Source organism: Achromobacter sp. (assembly GCF_050285585.1).
Lineage (GTDB): Bacteria > Pseudomonadota > Gammaproteobacteria > Burkholderiales > Burkholderiaceae_B > Achromobacter.
The window spans coordinates 257,833-279,826 of the sequence record NZ_JBLZXF010000003.1 but is presented as its reverse complement, the minus strand read 5'-3'; the positions used below and the strand labels follow the sequence as shown (position 1 = coordinate 279,826).

Below are 21,994 nucleotides of genomic sequence, written 5' to 3'. Positions count from 1 at the left end.
TTCAGTCGATGGAAACGTGGGCGCTGGCGATGACGTCGCGCCATTTGGGCACTTCGGCCGATATGAACGAGGACAGGCCTTGAGGCGTTTTGTCCTGCGCTTCGACGATGCCCTGGCTGCGCAGCGTCTGGGCCACGTCGGGATCGGACAGCGCGCTCTGGAACGCCCGGTTCAGGGTGTCGACGATCGGCGCCGGCGTGTTTTTGGGCGCCACGATGCCGAAGAACACGCTGACGTCGTAGCCCTTCAGCCCTTGCTCCGACAGCGTGGGCAGGTCGGGCAGCGCGTCTGAGCGCTGGGCGCTGGCCAGGCCGATGGCGCGCAGCTTGCCGGCCTTGACGTAGGGCAGCGCGGTCAGGATGTCGGTGAATGACATGGATACCTGTCCGCCCAGCAGGTCGTTCAGGGCGGGGCCGGTACCCTTGTAGGGAATGTGCATGATCTGGGTGCCGGCCATGCGGTTGAAGAGAATGCCGGCCAGGTGCGAAGACGCGCCGTTGCCGGACGAGGCATAGCTCAGCGCGTCGGGGTTCTTCTTGGCGTAGGCGATGAGCTCCTGCATGTTCTTGGCGGGCACGGACGGGTTCACCACCAGGATATTGGGCAGGTGGCCGATCCGGATGATGGGCGTGAAGCTGGTCTGGGGGTCGTAGCCCTGTTTTTTGTACAGGCTGACGTTGATCGCCAGCGGCCCCGAGGTGCCGAAGAGGATGGTATAGCCGTCGGGCCTGGCATGGGCCACGTACTCCGAGCCGATGTTGCCGCCCGCGCCGCTGCGGTTTTCGACGATCACGTTCTGGTTCAGCGGCTGCCTGAGCTTGTCGGCCAGCCTGCGGGCCAGGGCGTCGGTGGGGCCGCCGGGCGGGAAGGGCACGATCAGCGTGACCGGGCGTTCCGAGGGATAGGCGTCGGCGGCCAGGGCGGGCGCCGCGGGGACGGCCGCGGCGGCGGCCGCCAGCAGCAAGGGGGCGAGGTAGCGGTTCATGCTTGTCTCCAGTGGTGGGGCGCGCCGGCTGTGCCGCCGGCGTCGGTTTACAGCGCGTATTGCAGGATGGCCCGGCAGTCCGCGCTTTCGTCGGGGGGGATGGTGTAGGGATCGCGGGGCCCCAGGCGGTGCAGCAGCACCTGATCGGCCAGTTGCGCGCGGCTTTCCAGCCCGGGCGCGGCGGCTTCCCAGCGCAGGGCGGCCAGGGACACAGCGTGGTACAGCAGCGACGCCGCCTGGCGGGCCAGTTCGGCATGGTTGCCTGCCGCGGCATGCTCGGCGAGCGCGTAGGTCTGCTCCAGCGCGCGCGCCTGCAGCGGGGCGAGCTCGGGGCGGCAGGGCGCGCCGTCCGCCAGCAGGCGGTCGATATGGCTGCGCAGCGCCGGCAGCGATTGCTCCTTGGTGATGGCGCGCAGCACGTCCAGCGCCACGATGTTGCTGGTGCCTTCCCAGATGGAGCCCAGATGCGCATCGCGGACCAGGCGCGGCTCCGTCCATTCCTCGATGTAGCCGCAGCCTCCGCGCACTTCCATCGCGTCGCCGGTGACTTTGCGGGCGTCGCGGCAGGCGCGGAACTTGATGAGCGGTGTGAGGATGCGGGCCAGGGCGGGAGAGCCGTTGCCCTGGTCGGCGTCGGCCAGGGCCCGCGCCGTCTGGAACATCACGCTGCGCGCCTGCTCGGCCCAGACGGTCATCTTGACCAGCTGGCGCTGCATCAGCGGCATGTCGATCAGGCGCTTGCCGAAAGCGCGCCGGTGCTGCGAGAAATAGACCGCTTCGGTGACGGCCCGGCGCATCAGCCCGGCGGCGCGCATGCCGTTGGACAGGCGCGAGTTGTTGATCATGTCCGCCATCTGTTTGAAGCCGCGGCCGCGCTCTCCCACCAGCCAGGCCACCGCGCCTTCCAGGCGGATTTCGCCGCTGGCCATCGAGCGCGTGCCCAGCTTGTCTTTCAGGCGCAGGATGCGGTAATGGTTGTGCGCGCCGTTGGGCAGGTCGCGCGGCAGCAGGAAGAGCGATACGCCTTTCAGGCCGGCCTGAGGTTCGCTGCGCGCCAGCACCATGGCGTAGCCCGCGTCCGGGTTCGAGCAGAACCATTTATCGCCGTGGAGGCGCCAGGTGCCGTCATCCTGGAGCTCGGCCGCGACCTCGGTGGCGCTGACGTCGGAGCCCGCGCCCTGTTCCGTCATGAACATGGCGCCCTGGCGCAGCGTATCGAAATCCTGGGAAGTCACCTGGGGCAGGACCTGTTCGACGAGCTTGGGGTCGCCGAACTTGCGCAGCGTGCGGGCCAGCGAGTCCGTCATGCTGACCGGGCAGCACAGGCCGAACTCCGCCTGCACGAACAGATGGCTGAGCGCGTACTTGGCGGCGGCGGGCATGGGCTCGGGCCAGCCCAGCACGCCGCCCCGGTGCGACAGCGCGGCCAGGCCGAACTCGCTATAGGCCAGCCGTTCGAGCTCGACGTAGGCGGGGTGCTTGTCGATGCGGGATTCGTCCGTCCCGGCGCGGTTGCGCACCGAGAGCGTAGGCGGGTGCTTGTCCGCCGTGGAGGCCAGTTCGTCCATGGCGCCGCCCGCCAGCTCGCCCAGCCGGTCGAGATGGGGCAGCAGGTGGGCATGCAGCGCCGGTGGCAGATAGCGCCGGCTGAGCGCCTCGGCGTAGGGGTCCGCGCGGAACAGGTTCAGGCCGCGCGAATCGGGCACGGGCGTGGTGGCGGGCGTGACGGTCTTGACGGGGGCATCCATGGCGGCATCCTGTGCAAAACGAAAAGATGCCTTGATGGTGCGCAAATCGATTAATCTATACAAATACTGTTTTTGTGTAGAACAATTCAAAAAAAGTATAGATAAGGGCGCGAAGGAGACTGACATGGACCTGGACCCGCGCCTGCTGCGGTATTTCATCGCCGTGGCCGAAGAGCGCCATTTCAGCCGGGCCGCCGTCCGGCTGCACATTTCGCAGCCGCCGCTCAGCTACGCCATCCGGCAGCTGGAGGACAGCGTGGGCGCCCGCCTGCTGAATCGCAGCAGCCGGCACGTGGAGCTGACCGACGCCGGGCAAGTGCTGTATCGCGAGGCCTTGACGCTGCTGCGCCAGGCGGAAGAAGTGCGCACGCTGGTGCAGCGCGTGGACGCGGGCCTGCGAGGCAGGCTGCGCATCGGCTTTGTCGGCTCCATGCTGTATCGCGGCCTGCCGGCGCTGTTGAATGCGATGCGCACCGAACTGCCCGACGTGGAGCACGTGCTGACCGAACTGAATTCGCATGACCAGATCGAGGCGGTGCGGCGAGGCGAGCAGGACCTCGGTTTCATCCACGCCAATCCCCTGCCGAAAGGCGTGGAGGCGCGCGACCTCGTGGCCGAACCGTTCATGGTGTGCCTGCCGCAAGGGCATCCGCTGGCAGGCCGCGCCTCTTTAAGGCTGGCCGAACTGTCGGGGGACGACTTCGTATTCTTTGCCCGGGCGGCTTCGCCGAGCTATTACGAGACGGTGCTGGCGATGTGCGTGTCGGCCGGCTTCATGCCCGTCATCCGGCACGAGGTGCGGCATTGGCTGAGCGTCGCGTCGCTAGTGTCGCAGGGACTGGGCGTGTCCATCGTGCCGGCCTGCCTGTCGAGCAGCGGCCTGGCCGGCACGCGCTTCATCGCATTCGAGCACGCGGCGCGCTCGGTCAGCCAGGCGATCTGGCCCGGCGCCGGGCGCACGCCGCTGCAGGAGAAGGCCGTCGAGCTGGTGGCGCGGCATTACGGGGCCGGTCCGGAAACTTCCTAGGGCCGGACTTCAAACAGGCAGCGCCAGAGCCGGGGCCGCGGGAGTACACTGGTCCGGCCATGTCCTATCGACCGATCCTGCCGCTGACACGCCGCAAGCGTTTCATCACCCGGCTGCGTCATTGCGGCCCTCCGGCGAAGAACTGAACCCCAAACGAGGGCGCTTCAGTTTCACTTCTCCGGAGCCGATTGTGGACATTCCCTTTTCCTTTCATCCGCGTCTCTTCGTGGCGCTGCGCGGCTACGACCGCAGCCGCTTCCTGCAGGACCTCGGCGCCGGCCTCACGGTGGCCGTGGTGGCGCTGCCGCTGGCCATGGCCTTCGCCATCGGTTCGGGCCTCAAGCCGGAGGCGGGCCTGTTCACCTCCATCATCGCGGGCTTCCTGATCGCCCTGCTCGGCGGCAGCCGGGTGCAGATAGGCGGGCCGGCGGGCGCGTTCATCGTCATCGTCTACGACATCGTGCAGCAGTACGGCGTGGCCAACCTGATCATCGCCACGGCGCTGTCGGGCGTGCTGCTGTTCGTGATGGGGCTGCTCAGGCTGGGGACACTGGTGCGCTTCATTCCGGTGGCGGTCATCATCGGCTTCACCAACGGCATCGCGGTGCTGATCGCGCTGTCGCAGGTCAAGGATTTCCTGGGCCTTGCGATTCCCGAGATGCCGGGCGATTTCTTCGGGATCCTGGGGGCGCTCGGCGGCCATCTGTCCACGCTCAATCCATGGGCCGCCGGCGTGGCGCTGGTGTCGCTGCTGGTGATCGTCGGCTGGCAGCGCTGGCTGCCGAAATGGGGCGGCCGCCGGGCCGCGCGGCTGACGCGGGTGCCGGGTTCCATCGTGGCGCTGGCGCTGGCCACGGCGGCGGTGGCCATGTTCGGCCTGCCCGTCGAAACCATCGGCAGCCGTTTCGGTGGCATACCGGCGGCGCTGCCCGATTTCACGCTGCCGGCATTCAGCTGGGAATCGGCCCGCTTTCTGCTCATGCCCACCATCACGCTGGCGGTGCTGGGGGCGATCGAGTCGCTGCTGTGCGCGCGCGTGGCCGACGGGATGATCGGCGACCGGCATGATCCCAACCAGGAATTGATGGCGCAGGGCGTCGCCAACTTCGTCACGCCCTTTTTCGGCGGCATGCCCGCCACCGGCACCATTGCGCGCACGGTGACGAACGTGAAAAGCGGAGCCACCAGCCCCGTCTCGGGCATGGTGCATGCCCTGGTGCTGCTGCTGGTGATCCTGGTGGCCGCGCCGCTCGCCGCCTCCATTCCGCTGGCCACCCTGGCGGCCATTCTGATGTTCGTGGCCTGGAACATGGGCGAGTGGCGCGAGTTCGCGCGGCTCAAGACCTATCGGCTGCCTTACCGCGTCACGCTGGTGTCGGTGTTCCTGCTGACGGTGATATTCGACCTGACGATCGCGGTGGAATTCGGCATCTTCGCCGCCTGCATCACCTTCATCTACCGCATCTCCAGCCTGTCGCGCGCGGAACGGATCACGGCGGCCGAGCAGCCCCTGCTGGCGGGGCTGGAAGGGAAGGTCGCGGTCTGGCGCCTGTACGGCACGGTTTTCTTCGGCGCGACCAAGCTGGTGGAGTCGCTCGAAGACCATCTGCCCGAGCGGGCGCTGGTGCTGGACCTGAAGAACGTGATCTACGTGGATTCGACGGGGGCCGAGGCGCTCGAAGGGCTGAGCGATGCATGCGACGCGCGCCAGGTGCGCTTGATCGTCTCCGGGCTGATGGGCCAGCCGCAGGACATCGCGCGCCGCATCGGCCTGTACAAGCGCCTGCAGGGCCATCTGCAGCCCGACGTGGCGAGCGCCACGGCGGCTGCCGTGGCGCTGGCTCGGGCGGACGGCGGCGCGTAGGGGCGCCGTCCGGCTAGCGGAAGACCACCGTCTTGTTGCGGTTCAGCAGGATGCGGTGTTCGACGTGGCTGCGCACGGCGCGCGAGAGCACCAGGGATTCGATGTCGCTGCCGACCTGGGTCAGGTCCTGGGCGGTCATCGTATGGTCCACGCGCTCGATGTCCTGGTCGATGATGGGGCCTTCGTCCAGGTCCGAGGTCACGTAGTGGGCGGTGGCGCCGATGATCTTCACGCCGCGCGCGTGCGCCTGGTGATACGGGCGGGCGCCCTTGAAGCTGGGCAGGAAGCTGTGGTGGATATTGATGGCGCGGCCGTTCAGCGCGCGGCACATGTCCTCGGACAGGATCTGCATGTAGCGCGCCAGCACCACCAGGTCGATGTTTTCCTGCTCGACCAGGGCAAGCACCTGCCGTTCCTGTTCCGCCTTGGTGTCGGCGGTGACAGGCAGATGGTGGAAGGGGATGCCGTAGGACGCCGCCAGGCTCGCGTAGTCATTGTGATTCGACACGATGGCGGCCACCTCGGCGTGCAGGTGGCCGCTGTGCACGCGGAACAGCAGGTCGTTCAGGCAGTGCCCCTGCTTGCTGACCATGATGAGCAGGCGTTCCTTGCGGCGGGCGTCGTGCAGCTGCACCTCCATGCCGTACTCGTCGGACATGGCGGCCAGGCGGGCGCGCAGGTCGCCGGCGGACACGCCGCCGGGCGCGTCGAAGTGCACGCGCAGGAAGAAGCGGCCGGTTTCTTCGTCGCCGAACTGCTGCGAATCCAGGATGTTGCAGCCCAATTCGAACAACAGGCCGCTGACGCGGTACACGATGCCCGTGCGGTCGGGGCAGGACAGGGTCAGGATGTAGTCGTTGTGCTGCATGGCTCAGGAAAAAAAAGGAAAAATAAAACTAGAAGACGGTAAGAGTGTTGCCCTCCCGCCGGGCCGCCCCAAGGGAGGGCAGCCCCCTTGGGGGGCAGCTAGCACGCGTAGCGCGCGCGGCGTGGGGGCTAACCTAAGAGTGTTGCCCTCCCGCCGGGCCGCCCCAAGGGAGGGCAGCCCCTTTGGGGGGCAGCTAGCACGCGTAGCGCGCGCGGCGTGGGGGCTAACCATACAGCAGACGGGCCAGGGTCTCTTCGGCCAGGGCGAGGCTCGAGGTCAGGCCCGGCGATTCGATGCCGAAGAGATTCACCAGGCCGGGCACGCCGTGCGCGGCCGGCCCGAGGACGGCGAAATCGGCGGCGGGTTCATGGGGGCCCGAGATCTTCGGCCGGATTCCCGTGTAGCCAGGCGCCAGGGCGTTGTCGGGCAGGGCGGGCCAATAGCTGCGGACCGCGGCGTAGAACACGTCGGCGCGGGCCGGATCCAGCGTGTAGTCCTCGGTGCCGACCCATTCCGTGTCGGGGCCGAACTTGGCTTGCCCGCCCATGTCCAGCGTCAGATGCACGCCCAGGCCTGCATGTTGCGGCACCGGATAGATCAGGCGCGAAAACGGGGCGCGGCCGGACAGCGTGAAATAGCTGCCCTTGCACAGATAGTCGGTGGGGATGCTGGCCGGCGGCACGCCGTCGATGCGGCGAGCCAGCGCCGGCGCCTGCAGGCCGGCCGAATTGACGAGCACGTTGCAGCTCAGGCTCATGGCTTCATCGCCGCCGAACTGCAGTTCAAAACCGCCTTCCGGCCGCACGCGGCCGGATACCAGCGGCGTGTGGAAGACGCATTGGGCGCCCGCGTTCTCGGCATCGCCCTGGAACGACAGCATCAGCGCATGGCTGTCCACGATGCCGGTGGACGGCGAGGACAGGGCGGCGGTGCATTGCAGCGCCGGCTCCAGGCGCATGGCGTCTTCGCCCGACAGGAATTGCAGGTCGTCGACGCCGTTGGCGCGGGCGCGCCGTGCAATGCTCTCCAGTTGCGCGGCCTGCTCCGCGCTGGTGGCGACGATAAGCTTGCCCAGGCGCTTGTGGGGCACGCCGCGCTCGGCGCAATAGGCATAGAGCAGGTGCTTGCCGCGCACGCACAGCCGGGCCTTGAGGCTGCCGGCCGGGTAGTAGATGCCGGCGTGTATGACTTCGGAGTTGCGCGAGCTGGTGCCGGTGCCGATGGCCTCGGTGGCTTCCGCCACCAGCACCTCGCGTCCGGACTGCGCCAGCGCGCGCGCGATCGCCAGGCCCACTACGCCCGCGCCGATGACGACGCAATCGATGTCCGCGCTCATGGCGCCTTCCTGGCCGAGCGGTCGCCGGCAGGAGTCAGATCGAAGCCGCCGGCATGGAAAACCAGGGGCGGTTCGGCGCTGTGGCCGCAACGTTCCACTTCGCCCACCATGATGACGTGGTCGCCCTCTACGTAGCGGCTGCGGTTGTGGCATTCGAACCAGGCCGCGCAGTGGCCGTCCAGCATGGGCGTGCCGCCGGGGGCGCGGTGCACGGGCAGGCCGGCGTAGCGGTCGGGCGTCTTGCCCGTGGCGAAGCGGCGCGCCAGGGCGATCTGCTCCGCGCCCAGCACGTTGACGACGTAGCGCTCGCACTGCTCGAAGGCGGCCAGCGAGGACGAATTCCGGGACAGGCTCCACAGCACCAGCGGCGGGTTCAGCGAGACGGAATTGAAGGAACTCACCGTCAGCCCGATGGGCGCGCCGTCGAGGCCGGACGTCGTCACGACGGTCACGCCCGTGGCGTAGCGGCCCAGCGCGGTGCGGAAAAAAACAGCGTCAAAATCAGGGGAGGAGGCGGTCATGCAATCGTGGATTGGGGCGGGCGCGCGAGGCGCCCGGCATCAAGGCGACAGACGTTCGATCTTCCAGGCCGCGCCTTCGGCGACGTAGCGCAGGCGGTCGTGCAGGCGCGATGGCCGGCCTTGCCAGAATTCGAATGCGGTGGGCTTCAGGCGGTAACCGCCCCAGTGCGGCGGACGCGGCGGCTCTTCGCCGAACCGTTCGCGGAATTCCCGTTCGCGGGCTTCAAGTTCTTCACGCGTAATGGGCTGGCTCTGGCGCGACGCCCAGGCGCCGATACGCGAACCGGCGGGACGGCTGTGGTAGTAGGCGTCCGATTCCTCGGCGGCCACTTTTTCCACGACGCCCTCGATCCGGACCTGGCGTTCCAAGGGCTGCCAGAAAAACAGCAGGCAGGCGCGCGGCTCGGCCTGAAGGTCGAGGCCCTTGCGGGATTCGTAGTTGGTGAAGAAGGTGAAGCCGCGCTCGTCGAAGCCCTTGACCAGAACGATGCGCGCGTTGGGCTGGCCGTTGGCGTCCACCGTGGCCAGGGTCATGGCGTTGGGTTCGGGCACCTTGGAAGCCAGGGCCTCGTCGAACCAGCGGGTGAATTGCGCGAACGGCGAAGCCGAGGCCTGGCTTTCGAGCAGGACGTTCTTCTCGTAACTTTGACGCAGATCTGAGACGGACATGGGCGTAAGGATTCAGCGTTGATAACAGGGAGTTTATACCGCCTGGACCGCCGCCCCTCCATTGACCCCGCTCAGGTCTCCGGCAAGGAAGTCCCGGAGCCCGCGGCGGGCGCCTCAGGCGCCTTCCGGCAGGGGGCGTCCGTCCTGTTCCAGCCGGCGGGCGATGGCGTCCAGCCGGGCATCGTGGATGCCGGCGGCGCGCAGGGCCTGGGCGGTCTGCACCACGTAGTCGGTGCAGGGGCCGTAGCGGCCGGCGGCGCGGCGCACGATCTCCAGCAGCTCGGGCTCGGGCAGGGCGCGGATATAGGCGGGATTGTCCCGGTTCATGATGAAAACCAGCGCCCGGACGGTGCCGGCCTCGGTCGTGCAGTTGAGCCAGCGCGGCAGGTAGGCGCCCGTGGACATCTCGCGCTCCCAGAGCGCGGGGAAGTAATTGGGCACCTGATCGCCGGCAAGCCGGTACACCACGCCGCGGCACGAACCGCCCCGGTCCAGGCCGAACACCAGGCCCGGGCATTCCGGCGTGCCCCGGTTCACCCGCGACCACAGGCACAGCGCCCGGTGGTGGCCGCGCAGGGTGGCGAGCCGGCGCTCCATGAAGTCGAAATCGGGGCGCCAGATCAGCGATCCATATCCGTACACCCACACATCCTCGCCCGATTGCCAGTGGCGCAAGGCCTCGTCCAGGGATCCCTGCCGCTCTTCGGGCGTCCAGAGGCGAAACGGCAGGCTGGAGCCGGGAATGCCGGCGGGAGGGGAAGACGGGATATTCACGACTACGGCTTGCGGTCAGATTCGATCGGGGGATTGCGGTTGGCCCAGCCCCCGGCCATCAAGGCCAGGGAATAGGCCCAGAAAAGGGGGGCAACGCCAATTACCGCACCGAGCGCGCCGAAGGTCAACGGCAGCGAGACCTGGGAGCCGTTGATGAGGGCCATCCGCAGGCCCACGGCCTCGGCGGCGCGCCCCGGGGGCGAATGCTGGTGCAGCAGGGACAGCATGCTGGGCTGGCAACAGCCCAGGGCGAGCCCCAGGATGAAAGACAGCACGATCAGCACGGTAACATCGGTGAACAACGGGTAGAACATGAAATCGATGGCTGCCGTGGCCATGGCCACGCGCACCAGGGTCCAGGACCGCACCCGGCGCTGGATCAGGGGGAGAACGAGACGGATGACGAACGTTGCCGCCGCGAAGGACGCAAGAATCACGCCGATGGTGGTGGCCGACAGCCCGATGGCCACGCCGAAGATGGGGACCACGAACAAGTGGGTGTCCCAGGCGCCGGAAAGAATGGTGTTCACCATCAGGATGCGGCGCAGCGCAGGCACGGCAAGCAATTCGGTAACGCGCCGGCGTTCGGCTTCTTTTGCGCCGGACAGTTGCGAATCCACCGCCTTCAATTGGTGACGCAGCACATAAAGCCCGCCGGCCGACAGCAAGGGGCCCAGCGTGAGCAGGCCGAAGGCCAGGCGCGTGCCCAGGTGGTCGATCGCCAGCCCGGCGATCAGCGGCCCGGAAAATCCCGACCCCGCCAGGGCCAGCGACATAAAGGAGAAGTTGCGCAGCCGCTGCGTAGGCTCGGCATGGCCCAGCAGATCCTGGGTGGCGACCTGATGCAGCATGAAGCCGATGCCGATGCAACAGGATGCGATGAGCAGGGCCAGCTGTGTCTGGAAGATAAAGGGCAATGCGGTGCCGAACGCAACCAGCGTGGTGCCGATGACCAGCGGCCGGACGATGCCGACCCGGTCGACCCAGCGCCCCGCGCGCACCGAGAACAGCATGGGCAGCACGGCGAATACGGCCACCAGCGTGCCCACCTTGAAGGTCGACAATCCCATTTGCAGCGCGGTCAGCGAGACGGTGATGCGTCCCCCGGTCAGCGCCACGTGATTCATCATGGCCAGGAGGCACAGCAGCACTGCCCCGGAAAATTCCGGGGAACTGGACGACGAGGAGGGGGATCTATGGGAGGTAGACACGGATACGGCTTAACTGCATTCATTCTGTCCATAACGTCGCCCAATGTCGAGGCGGGCGTGTTTTGCAGTGCCGCAATTGGCGCCAATCGTCCGTGTCACGATAGAGGCGATCTAGGGGCGAACTCGTATGCTTATGGCGCAAGATGGCGGCACGTTCGGCGCTTCTGGCGGCTTGGAGGCGCTGCCGGCCCGCGTCAAAGCGTTGTATCGTTCTCGCAACGGAACAATCGGGCGGATCCGCGGCGGGCGCGGCGCTTTACGGTTTTTCACTGTTTTGCCATAGATTGACCATGGTTTGGCCGGGCCGCGCGTTTAGGATGTGCAGGCATCGCGGGCAGGCCAGGTTCCGTCCGCCACTCGCCATTCGCAATACCGGCGCGCTGGCGGATCCCCGCGCCCCATTCGGCAGGTTCAATGAAAAAGTCCCGCAGTAAGTTCAAGCGCTATTCCCTGATAGCCGTTCTGCTCCTCCTCGTCGTGTTTGCCGTGCGAGCCGCCTTTTTCTCGGCGCCGCCTGCGCCCACTTTCGCCGTGGCCGAGGTCACGCGCGCCAATATCGAGGACAGCGTGCTGGCCAGCGGCACCATCGACGCCATCGAGCGCGTGAGCGTGGGCGCCCAGGTTTCCGGCCAGTTGAAGTCCCTGAAAGTGGCGCTGGGCGACCGGGTCAAGAAGGGCCAGCTGGTCGCCGAGATCGACGACCTGACCCAGCAGAACGACTTGCGCAACGCCGAGGCCGCCCTGCAGACCCGGCGCGCGGAACGAGCCGCCAAGGTCGCCATGCTGAAGCAGGCCGAACTGGCTTTCCGCCGCCAGCGCCAGATGCTGGCCGCGGACGCCAGTTCGCGCGAAGCCTACGAAACCGCCGAGGCCACGTTGGGGGTGACCCGGGCGGAGATCGCGTCGCTGGATGCCCAGATCGCCCAGGCCGAGATCCAGGTGGATACGGCCAAGGTCAACCTGGGCTACACCCGCATCGCGTCGCCCATCGACGGCGTGGTGGTGGCGGTGGTCACCAAGGAAGGGCAGACCGTCAATTCGATCCAGAGCGCGCCCACCATCATCAAGGTGGCCCAAGTCGACACCATGACGGTGAAAGCGCAGATCTCGGAGGCCGACGTGACCCGGGTGAAGCCGGGCCTGCCCGTGTACTTCACCATCCTCGGCGAGCCCGACGAGCGCTATCACGCCAAGCTGCGGGCGGTGGAGCCTGCGCCGGATTCCATCCAGAAGGACGATGCGGCGTCCTCGCTGACCGCGTCTTCCACAGGCAGCTCCACCACCGCAGCCGTCTATTACAACGGCCTGTTCGACGTGCCCAACCCCGACGAGAAGCTGCGCATCTCGATGACCGCGCAGGTCTTCATCGTGCTGGGCGAGGCCAAGAACACCGTCGTGGTGCCGGCCTCGGCGCTCGGCAAGCGGGGCGAAGACGGCCGCTACGCCGTGCGCGTGGTCCTGAAGGACAACAAGACGGAAGCGCGGCAGGTCAGGATCGGCATGAACAACAACGTCCAGGCGCAGGTGCTGGAGGGGTTGGAGGTGGGCGAGCGGGTCGTGTCGGCCGACGCCGCCCCGGCCGTCCCGGCGCCGGGGGCCTGAGATGAGCGCGCCTCTCATCGCGCTGGCCGGCGTGCGCCGCGAGTTCCCGGCGGGCGAGCAGACCATCGCCGTCCTGAAGGACATCGATCTGTCCATCGAGGCGGGGGAAATGGTGGCCATCGTGGGCGCATCCGGCTCGGGCAAGTCCACGCTGATGAACATCCTGGGCTGCCTGGACCGGCCGACCCGCGGCGAATACCGGGTGGGCGGGCGCAGCACCGGGGACCTGGATCCGGACGAGCTGGCGGAACTGCGCCGCGAGCATTTCGGCTTCATTTTCCAGCGCTACCACCTGTTGTCGGACCTGACCGCGCTGGGCAACGTCGAGGTGCCGGCCGTCTACGCCGGCAAGCGGCGCGAGGCGCGCCTCGCGCGCGCCGGCGAGCTGCTGGCGCGGCTGGGGCTGGGCGAGAGGTCCGGACACCGGCCCGGCCAGCTGTCCGGCGGCCAGCAGCAGCGCGTGAGCATCGCGCGGGCGCTGATGAACGGCGGCGACATCATCCTGGCCGACGAGCCGACCGGCGCGCTGGACACGCACACCGGCCAGGAAGTGCTGCGCATCCTGGAAGAGTTGAACGCGGCCGGGCACACCATCATCATCGTGACCCACGATATGAACGTGGCGCGCCACGCACAGCGCATCATCGAAATCAGCGACGGCGAGATCGTCTCCGACCATCGCAATCCCGATGCCCCGCGGCGCCAGATCGCCAGGGACGAACCGCCGGCGCTGGCCCAGCGGCCCGCCTGGCAGGCCTACCTGGACCGCTGCGGCGAAGCCCTGCGCATGGCGCTGCTCGCCATGAACGCGCACCGGCTGCGCACCTCGCTGACGATGCTGGGCATCATCATCGGCATTGCGGCGGTGGTGTCCGTGGTCGCGCTGGGCGAGGGCTCGCGCCGCAAGATCCTGGACGACATCAGCGAAATCGGCACCAATACCGTCGAGATCTTTCCGGGCAAGGACTTCGGGGACGAGAAGGCCGTCAACATCCGCACCCTGGTGGCCGCCGACGCGGACGCGCTGGCGCGGGAATCCTATGTGGACAGTGTCACCCCCGAGGTTTCCACCAGCAATACGTTGCGCTACCGCAACGTTTCGGTGAATGGGGCGATCCAGGGCGTGGGCGAGCAGTATTTCCGCGTGCGCGCCATCAGGCTGGCGCAGGGCAAGTTCTTCGACGGAACCAGCGTGACGCGCCGGGCCCAGGAAGTGGTGATCGACGACGGCACCCGCCGGACGCTGTTCGGTTCGCATACCGATCCGATCGGCCAGGTGGTGTTCCTGGGTTCCATGCCGGCGCGCGTGATCGGGGTGACGCAGAAGAAGGATTCGGTCTTCGGCAGCAAGGACACCTTGAATGTGTGGATTCCCTACACCACGGCGTTGTCCCGGGTGCTGGGCCAGCAGCACCTCAAGAGCATTACCGTCCGGGTCAACGACGCGTCGCCCCCCGCCGCGGCGGAGCAGGCCATCGTGCGCCTGCTGACGCGCCGGCACGTCGTGAAGGACTTCTTCGTGTTCAACACGGACGCAATCCGCAAGACCATCGAACGCACCACCGCGACCATGACGCTCCTGGTCTCCATGATCGCGCTGATTTCGCTGATGGTCGGGGGCATCGGCGTCATGAACATCATGCTGGTGTCGGTTACCGAACGCACCCGCGAGATCGGCGTGCGCATGGCCGTGGGCGCGCGGCGCAGCGACATCATGCAGCAGTTCCTGATCGAAGCGGTGCTGGTGTGTCTGATCGGCGGGGCGATCGGCATCGTTCTTTCCCTGGGACTGGGCGTGCTCGTGTCCAAGGTCACGGGCGGTTCGTTCCAAATGATCTACTCCACGGCGGCCATGGTGGCCGCGTTCACCTGCTCGACGCTGATCGGGGTGCTTTTCGGCTATTTGCCTGCGCGCAACGCGGCGCGGCTGGACCCCGTCGAGGCACTGGCCCGGGAATGAGGACGATGAAAGCGGTTTCCTTGATCTGCAAACCTGCCGCGCTGGCGCTGCTGCTGGCGCTCGGCGGCTGCGGCGGCCTGCTGCGTTCCGACTACCAACCCCCGGGTACCTCGGCGCCGGCGGCCTGGTCCCATGGTCCGGCCGCCTCGGCCGCCCAGGCCGGCGCGCTGGCCGAAGGGGGAGCGTGGTGGCGCAACTTCGGCGACCCGGTGCTCAATGGCCTGATCGAGGGCGCGCTTGCGCGCAACAATGATCTGGCCGCCGCCGCCATCCGGGTGCGCCGGGCCCAGTACCAGGCCGGCCTGTCCGAGGACCAACTGTTCCCGCAGCTGGGCGGGACCGTCAACGCGACCCGCGCGCGCACGCTCAGCGGCGAACGCGTCACCACCCGGAACAATGCGGCCGAGCTGACCGTCAGCTATGAAGTGGACTTGTGGGGCCGGCTGTCCCGCCAGCGCGATGCCGCGCAATGGGAAGCGCTGGCCACCGAGCAGGACCGCCAGAGCGCGGCATTGTCGCTGGTGGGCACCACCGCCACGCTGTACTGGCAGACCGCATTCATCAACCAGCGCATCGCCAGCAGCGAAGAGAGCATCGCCTACGCGCGCAGGACGCAGGACCTGGTGCGCGCCCAGTATGCGGCGGGCGGCGCGTCGGCGCTGGAAATGGCCGAGGCCGAGCAGACGGTCGCCAGCCAGCAGGCAGCCCACGCGCTGCTGGTGCAGGCGCGGGTGGAGTACGCGAACGCCTTGGCCATCCTGTTCGACGGCCCGCCGGAACGCACCATGGCCGACCCGCAGCGCCTGCCGCAATATCCGCTGCCCGAGGCCCGCGCCGGCGTTCCGGCGGAACTGCTGGGACGCCGCCCCGACCTCCGCGCCTCCGAGCTGCGCCTGCGCGAAGCCCTGGCCACCGTCGACGCGACCCGCGCCAGCTTCTATCCGCCCCTGACCCTCACCGGCGCCCTGGGCAGCGCCAGCCCGACGCTGTCCGACCTCCTGCAGAACCCGGTCGGAACGCTGGCCGCCGGGCTGAGCCTGCCGTTCCTGCAATGGAACCAGATGCAGCTCAACATCAAGATATCCAGGGCGGACTACGAGGAACGCGTGGTGAACTTCCGGCAGTCGCTCTACCAGGCGATGGCGGATGTGGAAAACGCCTTGTCGAACCGCACGCAACTGCGTTTGCAGGCCCAGCAGCTGGACGCATCGCTGCGGGCGGCCCGCCAGGCCGAAAGCCTGTACGAAGTGCGGTACCGGGCGGGAGCGGTGCCGTTGAAGGATTGGCTGGACGCGCAGGAAAAGCGCCGGACGGCCGAGATTGCGCGGGACGAGAACATGTTGAACCGGCTGGTGAACCAGGTGACCGTGTATCAGGCGCTGGGCGGCGATGATGCGGTTGCCGCGGCGGCGGGGCGTTCTTAGTCCATTGTGACAGGCCGTTTTCTCAAGACGTCTGTCGCGGCGGGAGCCTTAAGCACCAAACTCCCCCTGGCGGGCAGCCCCAAAACCCCGCTGCCCTAAAATACCCCCCCATGAACTCCCCAGACCTCCTCCCCCGGGAACCCGCCGACCTGGACCGCCGCTTCGGCGGCCTGTCGCGCTTGTACGGCCCCGAAGCGCCCGCCCGCCTCCGCAACGCGCACGTCGCGGTCGCCGGTCTGGGGGGCGTCGGGTCCTGGACGGTGGAGGCGTTGGCGCGCTGCGGGGTCGGCGCCTTGACGCTCATCGACCTGGACCACATCGCCGAATCCAACGTCAACCGGCAGATCCACGCGCTGACGTCCACGCTCGGGCAATCCAAGGTCGACGCCATGGCCGAGCGCGTGCTGGCCATCAATCCGGAATGCCGGCTCACGCGGGTGGATGATTTCGTGTCGCCGGAAAACGTGGCCGGCGTGCTGCCCGGACCATACTCCGTCATCATCGATTGCACCGACCAGGCCGCCGCCAAGATCGCGATGATCCTGCATGCGCGGGCGCGGGGCGTGCCCATGTTGCTGTGCGGCGGCGCGGGCGGCAAGACGGACCCGCTGGCCCTGCGGGCGGGCGATCTGTCGGCGGCGGTGAACGACGCGCTGTTGTCCAAGCTGCGCAACAAGCTGCGGCGCGAGCACGGATTTCCGCGCGCGTCGGACCAGAACGGCAAGGCCCTGAAGCGCGTGCCGAAGATGGGCATCCATGCCTTGTGGTTCGACCAGCCCGCCATCCTTCCGGATGCCTGGACGCGCGCCACCGAAGGCGAGGACGATATGGGCGCGTCGGGCCAGGTGCTGGCGCCGCAGGGCCTGTCCTGCGCAGGCTACGGTTCGGTCGTGACGGTCACCGCGGCCATGGGGATGGCCGCGGCCAACGAGGCGCTGCGCCTCGCCGTATGAAGCCCGGGCCGGGCTTCTACAGCGCCACGAACACCATGCCGTCCTCGATCCTGACGGGGTAGGTGGCGATGTCGTCGCGCAGCGGCGAACAGAGCGCCCGGCCGTCGCGCACGTCGAAGCGGCCCTGGTGCAGCGGGCATTCGATCTCGTGCCCGGTCAGGAACCCGTCGCACAGCCGCGCATTGCCATGCGTGCAGAGATTGTCGGTGGCGTAGACTTCGCCGCCCACGCCGTAGAGCGCGATTTCACGGCCTCCCGCCTCGACGGCGATCACGTCTTCTTCCGGCACGTCGGCCCGCGCGATGGCCTTGATCCATTGCATGCTCATGGTGCTGTGTCCTGGTCAGATGGGATAGATGAGCGAATTCGGCACGAGTTCGCTGTCGAAGATGCATAGGCGCGATTCGAACTTCAGGCCCTCGGGGGCGCGGCGCACCACGTCCAGGTAGCGGCCCACGTTGAACACGGTGGTCAGCTGGCTGGGCTTGGTGCGGAAAACGGCGTAGCTGGCTTCGGATTCGATGCGGTCGCCCTGCACCGACAGCACGCGCGGCGCGCCCACGACGTGGCGCTGGTAGTAGGGGTCGTGGAAGATCGTGTCGGTGGCGCCGTAGATGCGGTCTTTCAGCATGCCGCGGCTTTCGAACGCCATGGTGGCCAGCGGATAGCCGCGCTCGTGGTTTTCGCGCGGCAGCACCTTGTACACGCAGTCTTCCATGAAGAAGTCGGGCCACTTCTCCCATTCCTCCGCGTCCAGCGCGGCGGCGTAGTCGTTGTACAGGCAGGTCAGTTGGTAGTAGAGGGGAAAGTCCAGCATCGTCAGGCCTCCATCACCCGGCGCCAGTACGCGTACATGCCGCGGATCAGCGTTTCGGTCACCATGTGGTCCGTGTTCTCGGCCGTCTTGCCGCCCAGTTCCGCCACGCTGCGATGCCAGGGCTTCTGTTCGAAGCCCGATTGCGAAAACTCGATGACCTCGCCGTCGTCCGCGGATACGAAGCCCGCCGGGCCGAACAGATTGGCCTGGCGCAGGCGACGGCGCGTCATTTCCGGGGTGTCGTCGGCGAAGCCGAAATGCGTCCAGACGAAATCGAAGGCGTCGTGGCCCACCGGCTGGATGTGCCGGGTGGAGAGGGAATTCACCTGTTGCTGGATGATGACGCTGGGGAACAGCGTCATGAGCACGGCGGTGGGGCCGTTCCACCAGGGTTCCGGCACGATGTCCAGGAAGCGGTCGTCGTTCAGCGACATCTGCTCCTTGAAGCTGGACACGCCGCTGGTCACGCTGCCCTTGCCGCCCTGCCCGCGGGTGGAGATCATGGCCGCGTGGCGGAAGTGGCGGTCCATCTTCAGTTCCGACCGGTTGTCCGCGCGCCACAGGCCGAAGGTGACGAACCAGGTGTGCAGCAGGCCGGGGTGATACGGGTCCTTGATGTTCTCCTGCATCAGCTTCCAGTTGCCCGGGATGCGCTGGCGGCTGTAGCCGTGGATCACCAGTTCGCGCCCGTCGAAAACGCGGTCGAAATAATGCAGGATGTCCGGCCCCAGGTAGTCTTCCAGCGACTCGACGCCGTGGTCGAACGAAGCGAAGACCACGCCGTTGCGGCAGGCCACGGCCAGCTTGGTCAGGCCGTGCTCCTCCGGATTGAAGTCGGGCGGCATGCCGCCGTTGATCCGGCCGTCCTGCTTGACGCCGCGACGGAAGGGCACGCCGATCAGGTTGCCTTGCAGGTCGTAGTTCCACTGGTGGTAGGGGCAGACGAACTCGCTGCGGTTGCCGGAGCGTTCGCGGCAGAACTGGACGCCGCGGTGGGCGCACACGTTCTCCACCACGCGTACCTGTCCATCGTTGTCCCGCAGCAGGATGACGGAGCGTTCGCCCACGGCGGTGCGCTTGAAATCGCCGGGGGCCGGGATTTCCGCCTCCAGGCCCACGTAGCTCCAGTGCCCGCGGTAGAAGAAGCGATCCAGTTCGCGCTGGTGCAGGGCCGCGTCCGTATAGACGCCGAACGGGATGCGATGGGAACCGTCCCCTTGCCAGGGCGGCACGAATTCGAGGGGGCGTTCGGGGGCGTTCATGGCGTGCCCCTGGTACAGGGCGCGGCCGCGGGGCGCGTGCTGGGATGCATTGCGGGTCTCCTTGGTTCGGCTGGCCGCCGGGCGGCCGGGCAGAGCCCGCGCGGCATGGGCGCGGGCGTTTTCCGCATGATCGGGCAGGGCGTGAAATAAATAAATAGAATCTGATCAATGAGATAAATCACCAAAACGAATATTGGTGGAGACAAGCGCATGAACCTGCAAGACGTGGACCTGAACCTGCTGGTCGTCTTCAATGAATTGCGTAAGCATGGACGGGTATCGGCCGTGGCGGAGAGCCTGGGAATTTCACAGCCCGGCGTCAGCAATGCGCTGGGCCGGCTGCGCAAGCTCCTGGGCGATGAACTGTTCCTGCGAACCTCGCGCGGCATGGTGCCCACGCCCTACGCCGAGGCGCTGGCGCGGCCGATAGCCGATGCGCTGGACGCCCTGCACAGCACGCTGAACGCCCGCGCGGCGTTCGATCCCGCGCATAGCGAACGCGCGTTCGTGATCGGCGTGAACGACGTGGGCGAGACCTACTTCCTGCCCCGGCTGATGCGCGCCCTGGAGCGGGCGGCGCCGGGCGTCACCGTGCGCACGGTGCGCACGACCTCGATCGACGTGAAGGACGAAATGGAACGCGGCCGGATCGACCTGGCCATGGGCTTTCTGCCCGGCTTGAAAAGCGGCTTCTTCCAGCGGCTGCTGTTTCGCCAGCCCTACGTCTGCATCTTCCGGCGGGATCACCCGCTGGCGCGCACCGGGGTCTCGGCCAGGCAATTCCGCGCGGCGGAGCACGTGGCCATCGTGTCGGAAGGAACCGGCCACGGTGTCGTCGACGAAGTGATCGGGCAGGCCGGCATCCGGCGGCGCGTGCGCCTGACGGTGCCGCATTTCATGGCGGTGGGGCCGGTGCTTGCCGCCACCGACATGATCGCCGTGGTGCCGCGGCGCTTCGCCGACTGCGCCAGCGGGCCTTTCGGCCTGGCCGCCGCGGCCTGCCCGGTGAAGATACCGGAGTCGGTGATCAATGTGTTCTGGCATGCCCGCAACCACCGGGAGCCCGCCAATCAATGGCTGCGCCAGGTGGTGGTGGACGAGTTCGCGGATTGAGCCGGCAGGCGCCCAGGGGCGGGTTCAGCTGGCGTGCAGCGCCACGGTGAACCAGCCGCGCAACGCATTGGACAGGCGGACCTCCTCGGCGGCGTGCAGGTCGGCCAGGGTCAGGACGCGCGCTTCGACGCGGCCGGTATCAAGCAGTTCGGCGCGCTGCACGCCGGGCAGGCAGCCGCTGTCCACTGGCGGCGTGTACCAGTCGCCATCCATGCGCAGGTAGACGTTGCTGCGGCTGCCCTCGCAGAGTTCGCCGCGCTCGTTCAGGTAGAGCAGGTCGAAGATATGAGGATGCGAGGGCAGCCATTCGATGGTCTTGGTGTACCAGGGCCGGTAGGTGGTCTTGTAGCGCAGCAGCGGCTCGGAGGAGCGCAGCGCTTCCGGCGCCAGCATGGCTTCCTGCTTCGGGGGCAAGGGGGGCAGCGGGGCGGTCTGGATGTTGCGGCTGCCGTCGCGCGCCACCAGCAGGCGCAGGCGATGCGGCCCCGGCGTCGCCAGGCCCAGCGCGGCGAGCATGATGTCGGCTTCCACCGCGCGTCCGCCCCAGCCGTAGCCCAGCGCCTTGCAGGACGCTTCCAGGCGCGTCAGGTGGCGGGAAAGAAGCGGCACGCGGCGCTCGGCATCCACCAGGATGGTCTCGATCAGTTCGGGTTGCATGGGACTCTCCATGGCGCGTGGATGCGCGCTCTATCCTACTACCGCGGCCTCCGTCCGGGGGCCTCAGGCCCGCAAAATCCGGGCTTTCCAGTGGCATTCCTGCCATTCTTCCGCGGGGTCGGAGTCATGCACGATGCCGCCGCCCACGCTGTAGACGCCGTGGCCGGATGCGTCCAGGACCAGGGTGCGGATCGCGACGTTCAGCGAAAAATCGCCGTCCGGCGCCAGCCAGCCGATGCTGCCGCAATACAGGCCGCGCGGCGCGGCTTCCATCTGGCGGATCCGGCGCATGGCCGCGACCTTGGGGGCCCCGGTAATGGACCCGCAGGGAAACAGCGCCCGCAGCACGTCCTCCAGGGGGGCGCGGGGCGCCAGCGCGGACACCGTGGACGTCATGGTCCAGACGGTTGGGTAGCGCTCCAGCGAAAACAGGGCATCCACCCGGACCGAGCCCGGCTCGGCCAGCCGGCCGAGATCGTTGCGCAGCAGATCGACGATCATCAGGTTTTCGGCGCGGTTCTTCTCGCTGGCCAGCAGCGCCCGGCCCAGGCGCTCGTCCTCGGCCGGATCGGCATGGCGCGGAGCCGTTCCCTTCATCGGTCGCGTGGTCAGGCGCGGGCCGTCGCGGCGCACGAACAGCTCGGGCGAAAAGGACAGCACCGTGCGCGCGCCATCCCGGATGTAGGCGCCATGCGCCACCGGGTTGCGGGCGGCGATGCGCCGGTACAGCGTGGCGGGATCGCCCTGGTACCGCAGGTCCAGGGGCTGGGTGAAATTCACCTGATACAGCTCGCCGCCGCCGATCAGCGAGCGGATCGCGCCGACCTGCCGCACGTAGTCCGGTTCGGTCATGCGCGGGGCGGGCAGGCTGATGGCCGCCGCGGCGCTGCCGGCGTCTGGCGCATCCCAGGGCGCCTCGTCCACCTTGCGCTCGAATACCAGCGCGGTCAGGCGCGGGGCGCCATCGTCGGACGGAGGCCGCCAGGGGCCGGAGGGCGGCGCCAGCGCGGCTTCCGGCAACAGCCATTCGCCCAGCTCGTAGTCCAGCAGCAGCGCCACCCATTGCCCCTGCTGCCGGGCCGCCTCGATGGCGGCCAGCGCGGGGGCGACCTCGGCGGCCGAGCGCGCCTCGATCCGCGAGCGGAAGCCCTCCAATCGAAGCGCGCTGCCGGCCAGCCGGTCTTCAAAACGACATTCCATGCT

20 protein-coding genes are annotated in these 21,994 nt (G+C 67.9%); 7 read left to right on the top strand and 13 right to left on the bottom strand.

From position 1 onward, the window contains the following. Window position 1: 1 nt before the first annotated feature. Together ACN6PJ_RS06840 and ACN6PJ_RS06835 are read right to left on the bottom strand one after the other, a co-directional pair. Window positions 2-985, bottom strand: coding sequence for a Bug family tripartite tricarboxylate transporter substrate binding protein (locus ACN6PJ_RS06840; RefSeq protein ID WP_427995123.1), 984 nt, complete (start codon window positions 983-985; stop codon window positions 2-4). Between the two features lie 47 nt (window positions 986-1,032). Further along, on the bottom strand, window positions 1,033-2,733 hold the full coding sequence (locus ACN6PJ_RS06835) for an acyl-CoA dehydrogenase family protein (RefSeq protein ID WP_427995122.1): 1,701 nt from the start codon (window positions 2,731-2,733) through the stop codon (window positions 1,033-1,035). Window positions 2,734-2,857: 124 nt separating this feature from the next. Between ACN6PJ_RS06835 and ACN6PJ_RS06830 the strand changes: the two genes are divergently transcribed. After that, a complete protein-coding gene (locus ACN6PJ_RS06830) occupies window positions 2,858-3,760 on the top strand; it encodes a LysR family transcriptional regulator (protein ID WP_427995121.1) in 903 nt (300 codons plus the stop codon). Between the two features lie 190 nt (window positions 3,761-3,950). Next, complete coding sequence (locus tag ACN6PJ_RS06825; protein ID WP_427995120.1) at window positions 3,951-5,624, top strand: SulP family inorganic anion transporter; 1,674 nt, start codon at window positions 3,951-3,953, stop codon at window positions 5,622-5,624. Window positions 5,625-5,637: 13 nt separating this feature from the next. Here ACN6PJ_RS06825 and purU read toward each other — a convergent pair whose 3' ends face one another. The 6 genes from purU to ACN6PJ_RS06795 all read right to left on the bottom strand — a co-directional run bounded on the left by purU (window position 5,638) and on the right by ACN6PJ_RS06795 (window position 11,003). Further along, window positions 5,638-6,492 (bottom strand): formyltetrahydrofolate deformylase, encoded by an 855-nt coding sequence (gene purU / locus ACN6PJ_RS06820; protein ID WP_427995119.1) that lies wholly within the window; start codon window positions 6,490-6,492, stop codon window positions 5,638-5,640. A gap of 223 nt (window positions 6,493-6,715) precedes the next feature. After that, a complete protein-coding gene (locus tag ACN6PJ_RS06815; RefSeq protein WP_427995118.1) occupies window positions 6,716-7,828 on the bottom strand; it encodes an NAD(P)/FAD-dependent oxidoreductase in 1,113 nt (370 codons plus the stop codon). Beyond that, entirely contained in the window at window positions 7,825-8,349 is a 525-nt protein-coding gene (locus ACN6PJ_RS06810) for a flavin reductase family protein (RefSeq protein WP_427995117.1), read from the bottom strand. The genes ACN6PJ_RS06815 and ACN6PJ_RS06810 overlap by 4 nt, the downstream gene beginning before the upstream one ends. 39 nt (window positions 8,350-8,388) lie before the next feature. After that, complete coding sequence (pdxH, locus tag ACN6PJ_RS06805) at window positions 8,389-9,018, bottom strand: pyridoxamine 5'-phosphate oxidase (protein ID WP_427995116.1); 630 nt, start codon at window positions 9,016-9,018, stop codon at window positions 8,389-8,391. Between the two features lie 114 nt (window positions 9,019-9,132). Next, window positions 9,133-9,786, bottom strand: coding sequence for a gamma-glutamylcyclotransferase (locus ACN6PJ_RS06800; protein WP_427995257.1), 654 nt, complete (start codon window positions 9,784-9,786; stop codon window positions 9,133-9,135). Between the two features lie 8 nt (window positions 9,787-9,794). Beyond that, window positions 9,795-11,003, bottom strand: coding sequence for an MFS transporter (locus ACN6PJ_RS06795; RefSeq protein ID WP_427995115.1), 1,209 nt, complete (start codon window positions 11,001-11,003; stop codon window positions 9,795-9,797). A 414-nt stretch (window positions 11,004-11,417) separates the two neighbouring features. Here ACN6PJ_RS06795 and ACN6PJ_RS06790 point away from each other — a divergent pair, with 414 nt between their 5' ends. The 4 genes from ACN6PJ_RS06790 (at window position 11,418) to ACN6PJ_RS06775 (ending at window position 16,942) form a co-directional block, all read left to right on the top strand. Next, window positions 11,418-12,605: an efflux RND transporter periplasmic adaptor subunit gene (locus ACN6PJ_RS06790; protein WP_427995114.1), complete on the top strand. Its 1,188-nt coding sequence runs from the start codon at window positions 11,418-11,420 to the stop codon at window positions 12,603-12,605. Between the two features lies 1 nt (window position 12,606). Further along, window positions 12,607-14,565, top strand: coding sequence for a MacB family efflux pump subunit (locus ACN6PJ_RS06785; RefSeq protein ID WP_427995113.1), 1,959 nt, complete (start codon window positions 12,607-12,609; stop codon window positions 14,563-14,565). Between the two features lie 5 nt (window positions 14,566-14,570). Continuing rightward, window positions 14,571-15,989 carry an efflux transporter outer membrane subunit gene (locus ACN6PJ_RS06780; protein ID WP_427995112.1) on the top strand — a complete coding sequence of 473 codons (1,419 nt, stop codon included), beginning with the start codon at window positions 14,571-14,573 and terminating at the stop codon, window positions 15,987-15,989. A 110-nt stretch (window positions 15,990-16,099) separates the two neighbouring features. Next, on the top strand, window positions 16,100-16,942 hold the full coding sequence (locus tag ACN6PJ_RS06775) for a tRNA threonylcarbamoyladenosine dehydratase (RefSeq protein ID WP_427995111.1): 843 nt from the start codon (window positions 16,100-16,102) through the stop codon (window positions 16,940-16,942). Between the two features lie 16 nt (window positions 16,943-16,958). Here ACN6PJ_RS06775 and ACN6PJ_RS06770 read toward each other — a convergent pair whose 3' ends face one another. Genes ACN6PJ_RS06770 through ACN6PJ_RS06760 form a run of 3 tightly spaced genes read right to left on the bottom strand, consistent with a single transcriptional unit; the run spans window position 16,959 to window position 19,021 of the window. Further along, the gene (locus ACN6PJ_RS06770) at window positions 16,959-17,270 is read right to left on the bottom strand and encodes a non-heme iron oxygenase ferredoxin subunit (RefSeq protein WP_427995110.1); all 312 of its coding nucleotides are present in this window, start codon (window positions 17,268-17,270) and stop codon (window positions 16,959-16,961) included. A 15-nt stretch (window positions 17,271-17,285) separates the two neighbouring features. Continuing rightward, window positions 17,286-17,759: an aromatic-ring-hydroxylating dioxygenase subunit beta gene (locus ACN6PJ_RS06765; RefSeq protein ID WP_427995109.1), complete on the bottom strand. Its 474-nt coding sequence runs from the start codon at window positions 17,757-17,759 to the stop codon at window positions 17,286-17,288. A gap of 2 nt (window positions 17,760-17,761) precedes the next feature. After that, window positions 17,762-19,021, bottom strand: a complete 1,260-nt coding sequence (locus ACN6PJ_RS06760) for an aromatic ring-hydroxylating dioxygenase subunit alpha (RefSeq protein WP_427995108.1) — start codon at window positions 19,019-19,021, stop codon at window positions 17,762-17,764. Window positions 19,022-19,231: 210 nt separating this feature from the next. Between ACN6PJ_RS06760 and ACN6PJ_RS06755 the strand changes: the two genes are divergently transcribed. Next, complete coding sequence (locus tag ACN6PJ_RS06755) at window positions 19,232-20,134, top strand: LysR family transcriptional regulator (RefSeq protein ID WP_427995107.1); 903 nt, start codon at window positions 19,232-19,234, stop codon at window positions 20,132-20,134. A gap of 24 nt (window positions 20,135-20,158) precedes the next feature. Here ACN6PJ_RS06755 and ACN6PJ_RS06750 read toward each other — a convergent pair whose 3' ends face one another. Together ACN6PJ_RS06750 and ACN6PJ_RS06745 are read right to left on the bottom strand one after the other, a co-directional pair. Next, window positions 20,159-20,791, bottom strand: coding sequence for an aminotransferase class IV family protein (locus ACN6PJ_RS06750; protein WP_427995106.1), 633 nt, complete (start codon window positions 20,789-20,791; stop codon window positions 20,159-20,161). Window positions 20,792-20,854: 63 nt separating this feature from the next. Then, entirely contained in the window at window positions 20,855-21,991 is a 1,137-nt protein-coding gene (locus ACN6PJ_RS06745) for an aminodeoxychorismate synthase component I (protein WP_427995105.1), read from the bottom strand. Window positions 21,992-21,994 lie beyond the last annotated feature (3 nt).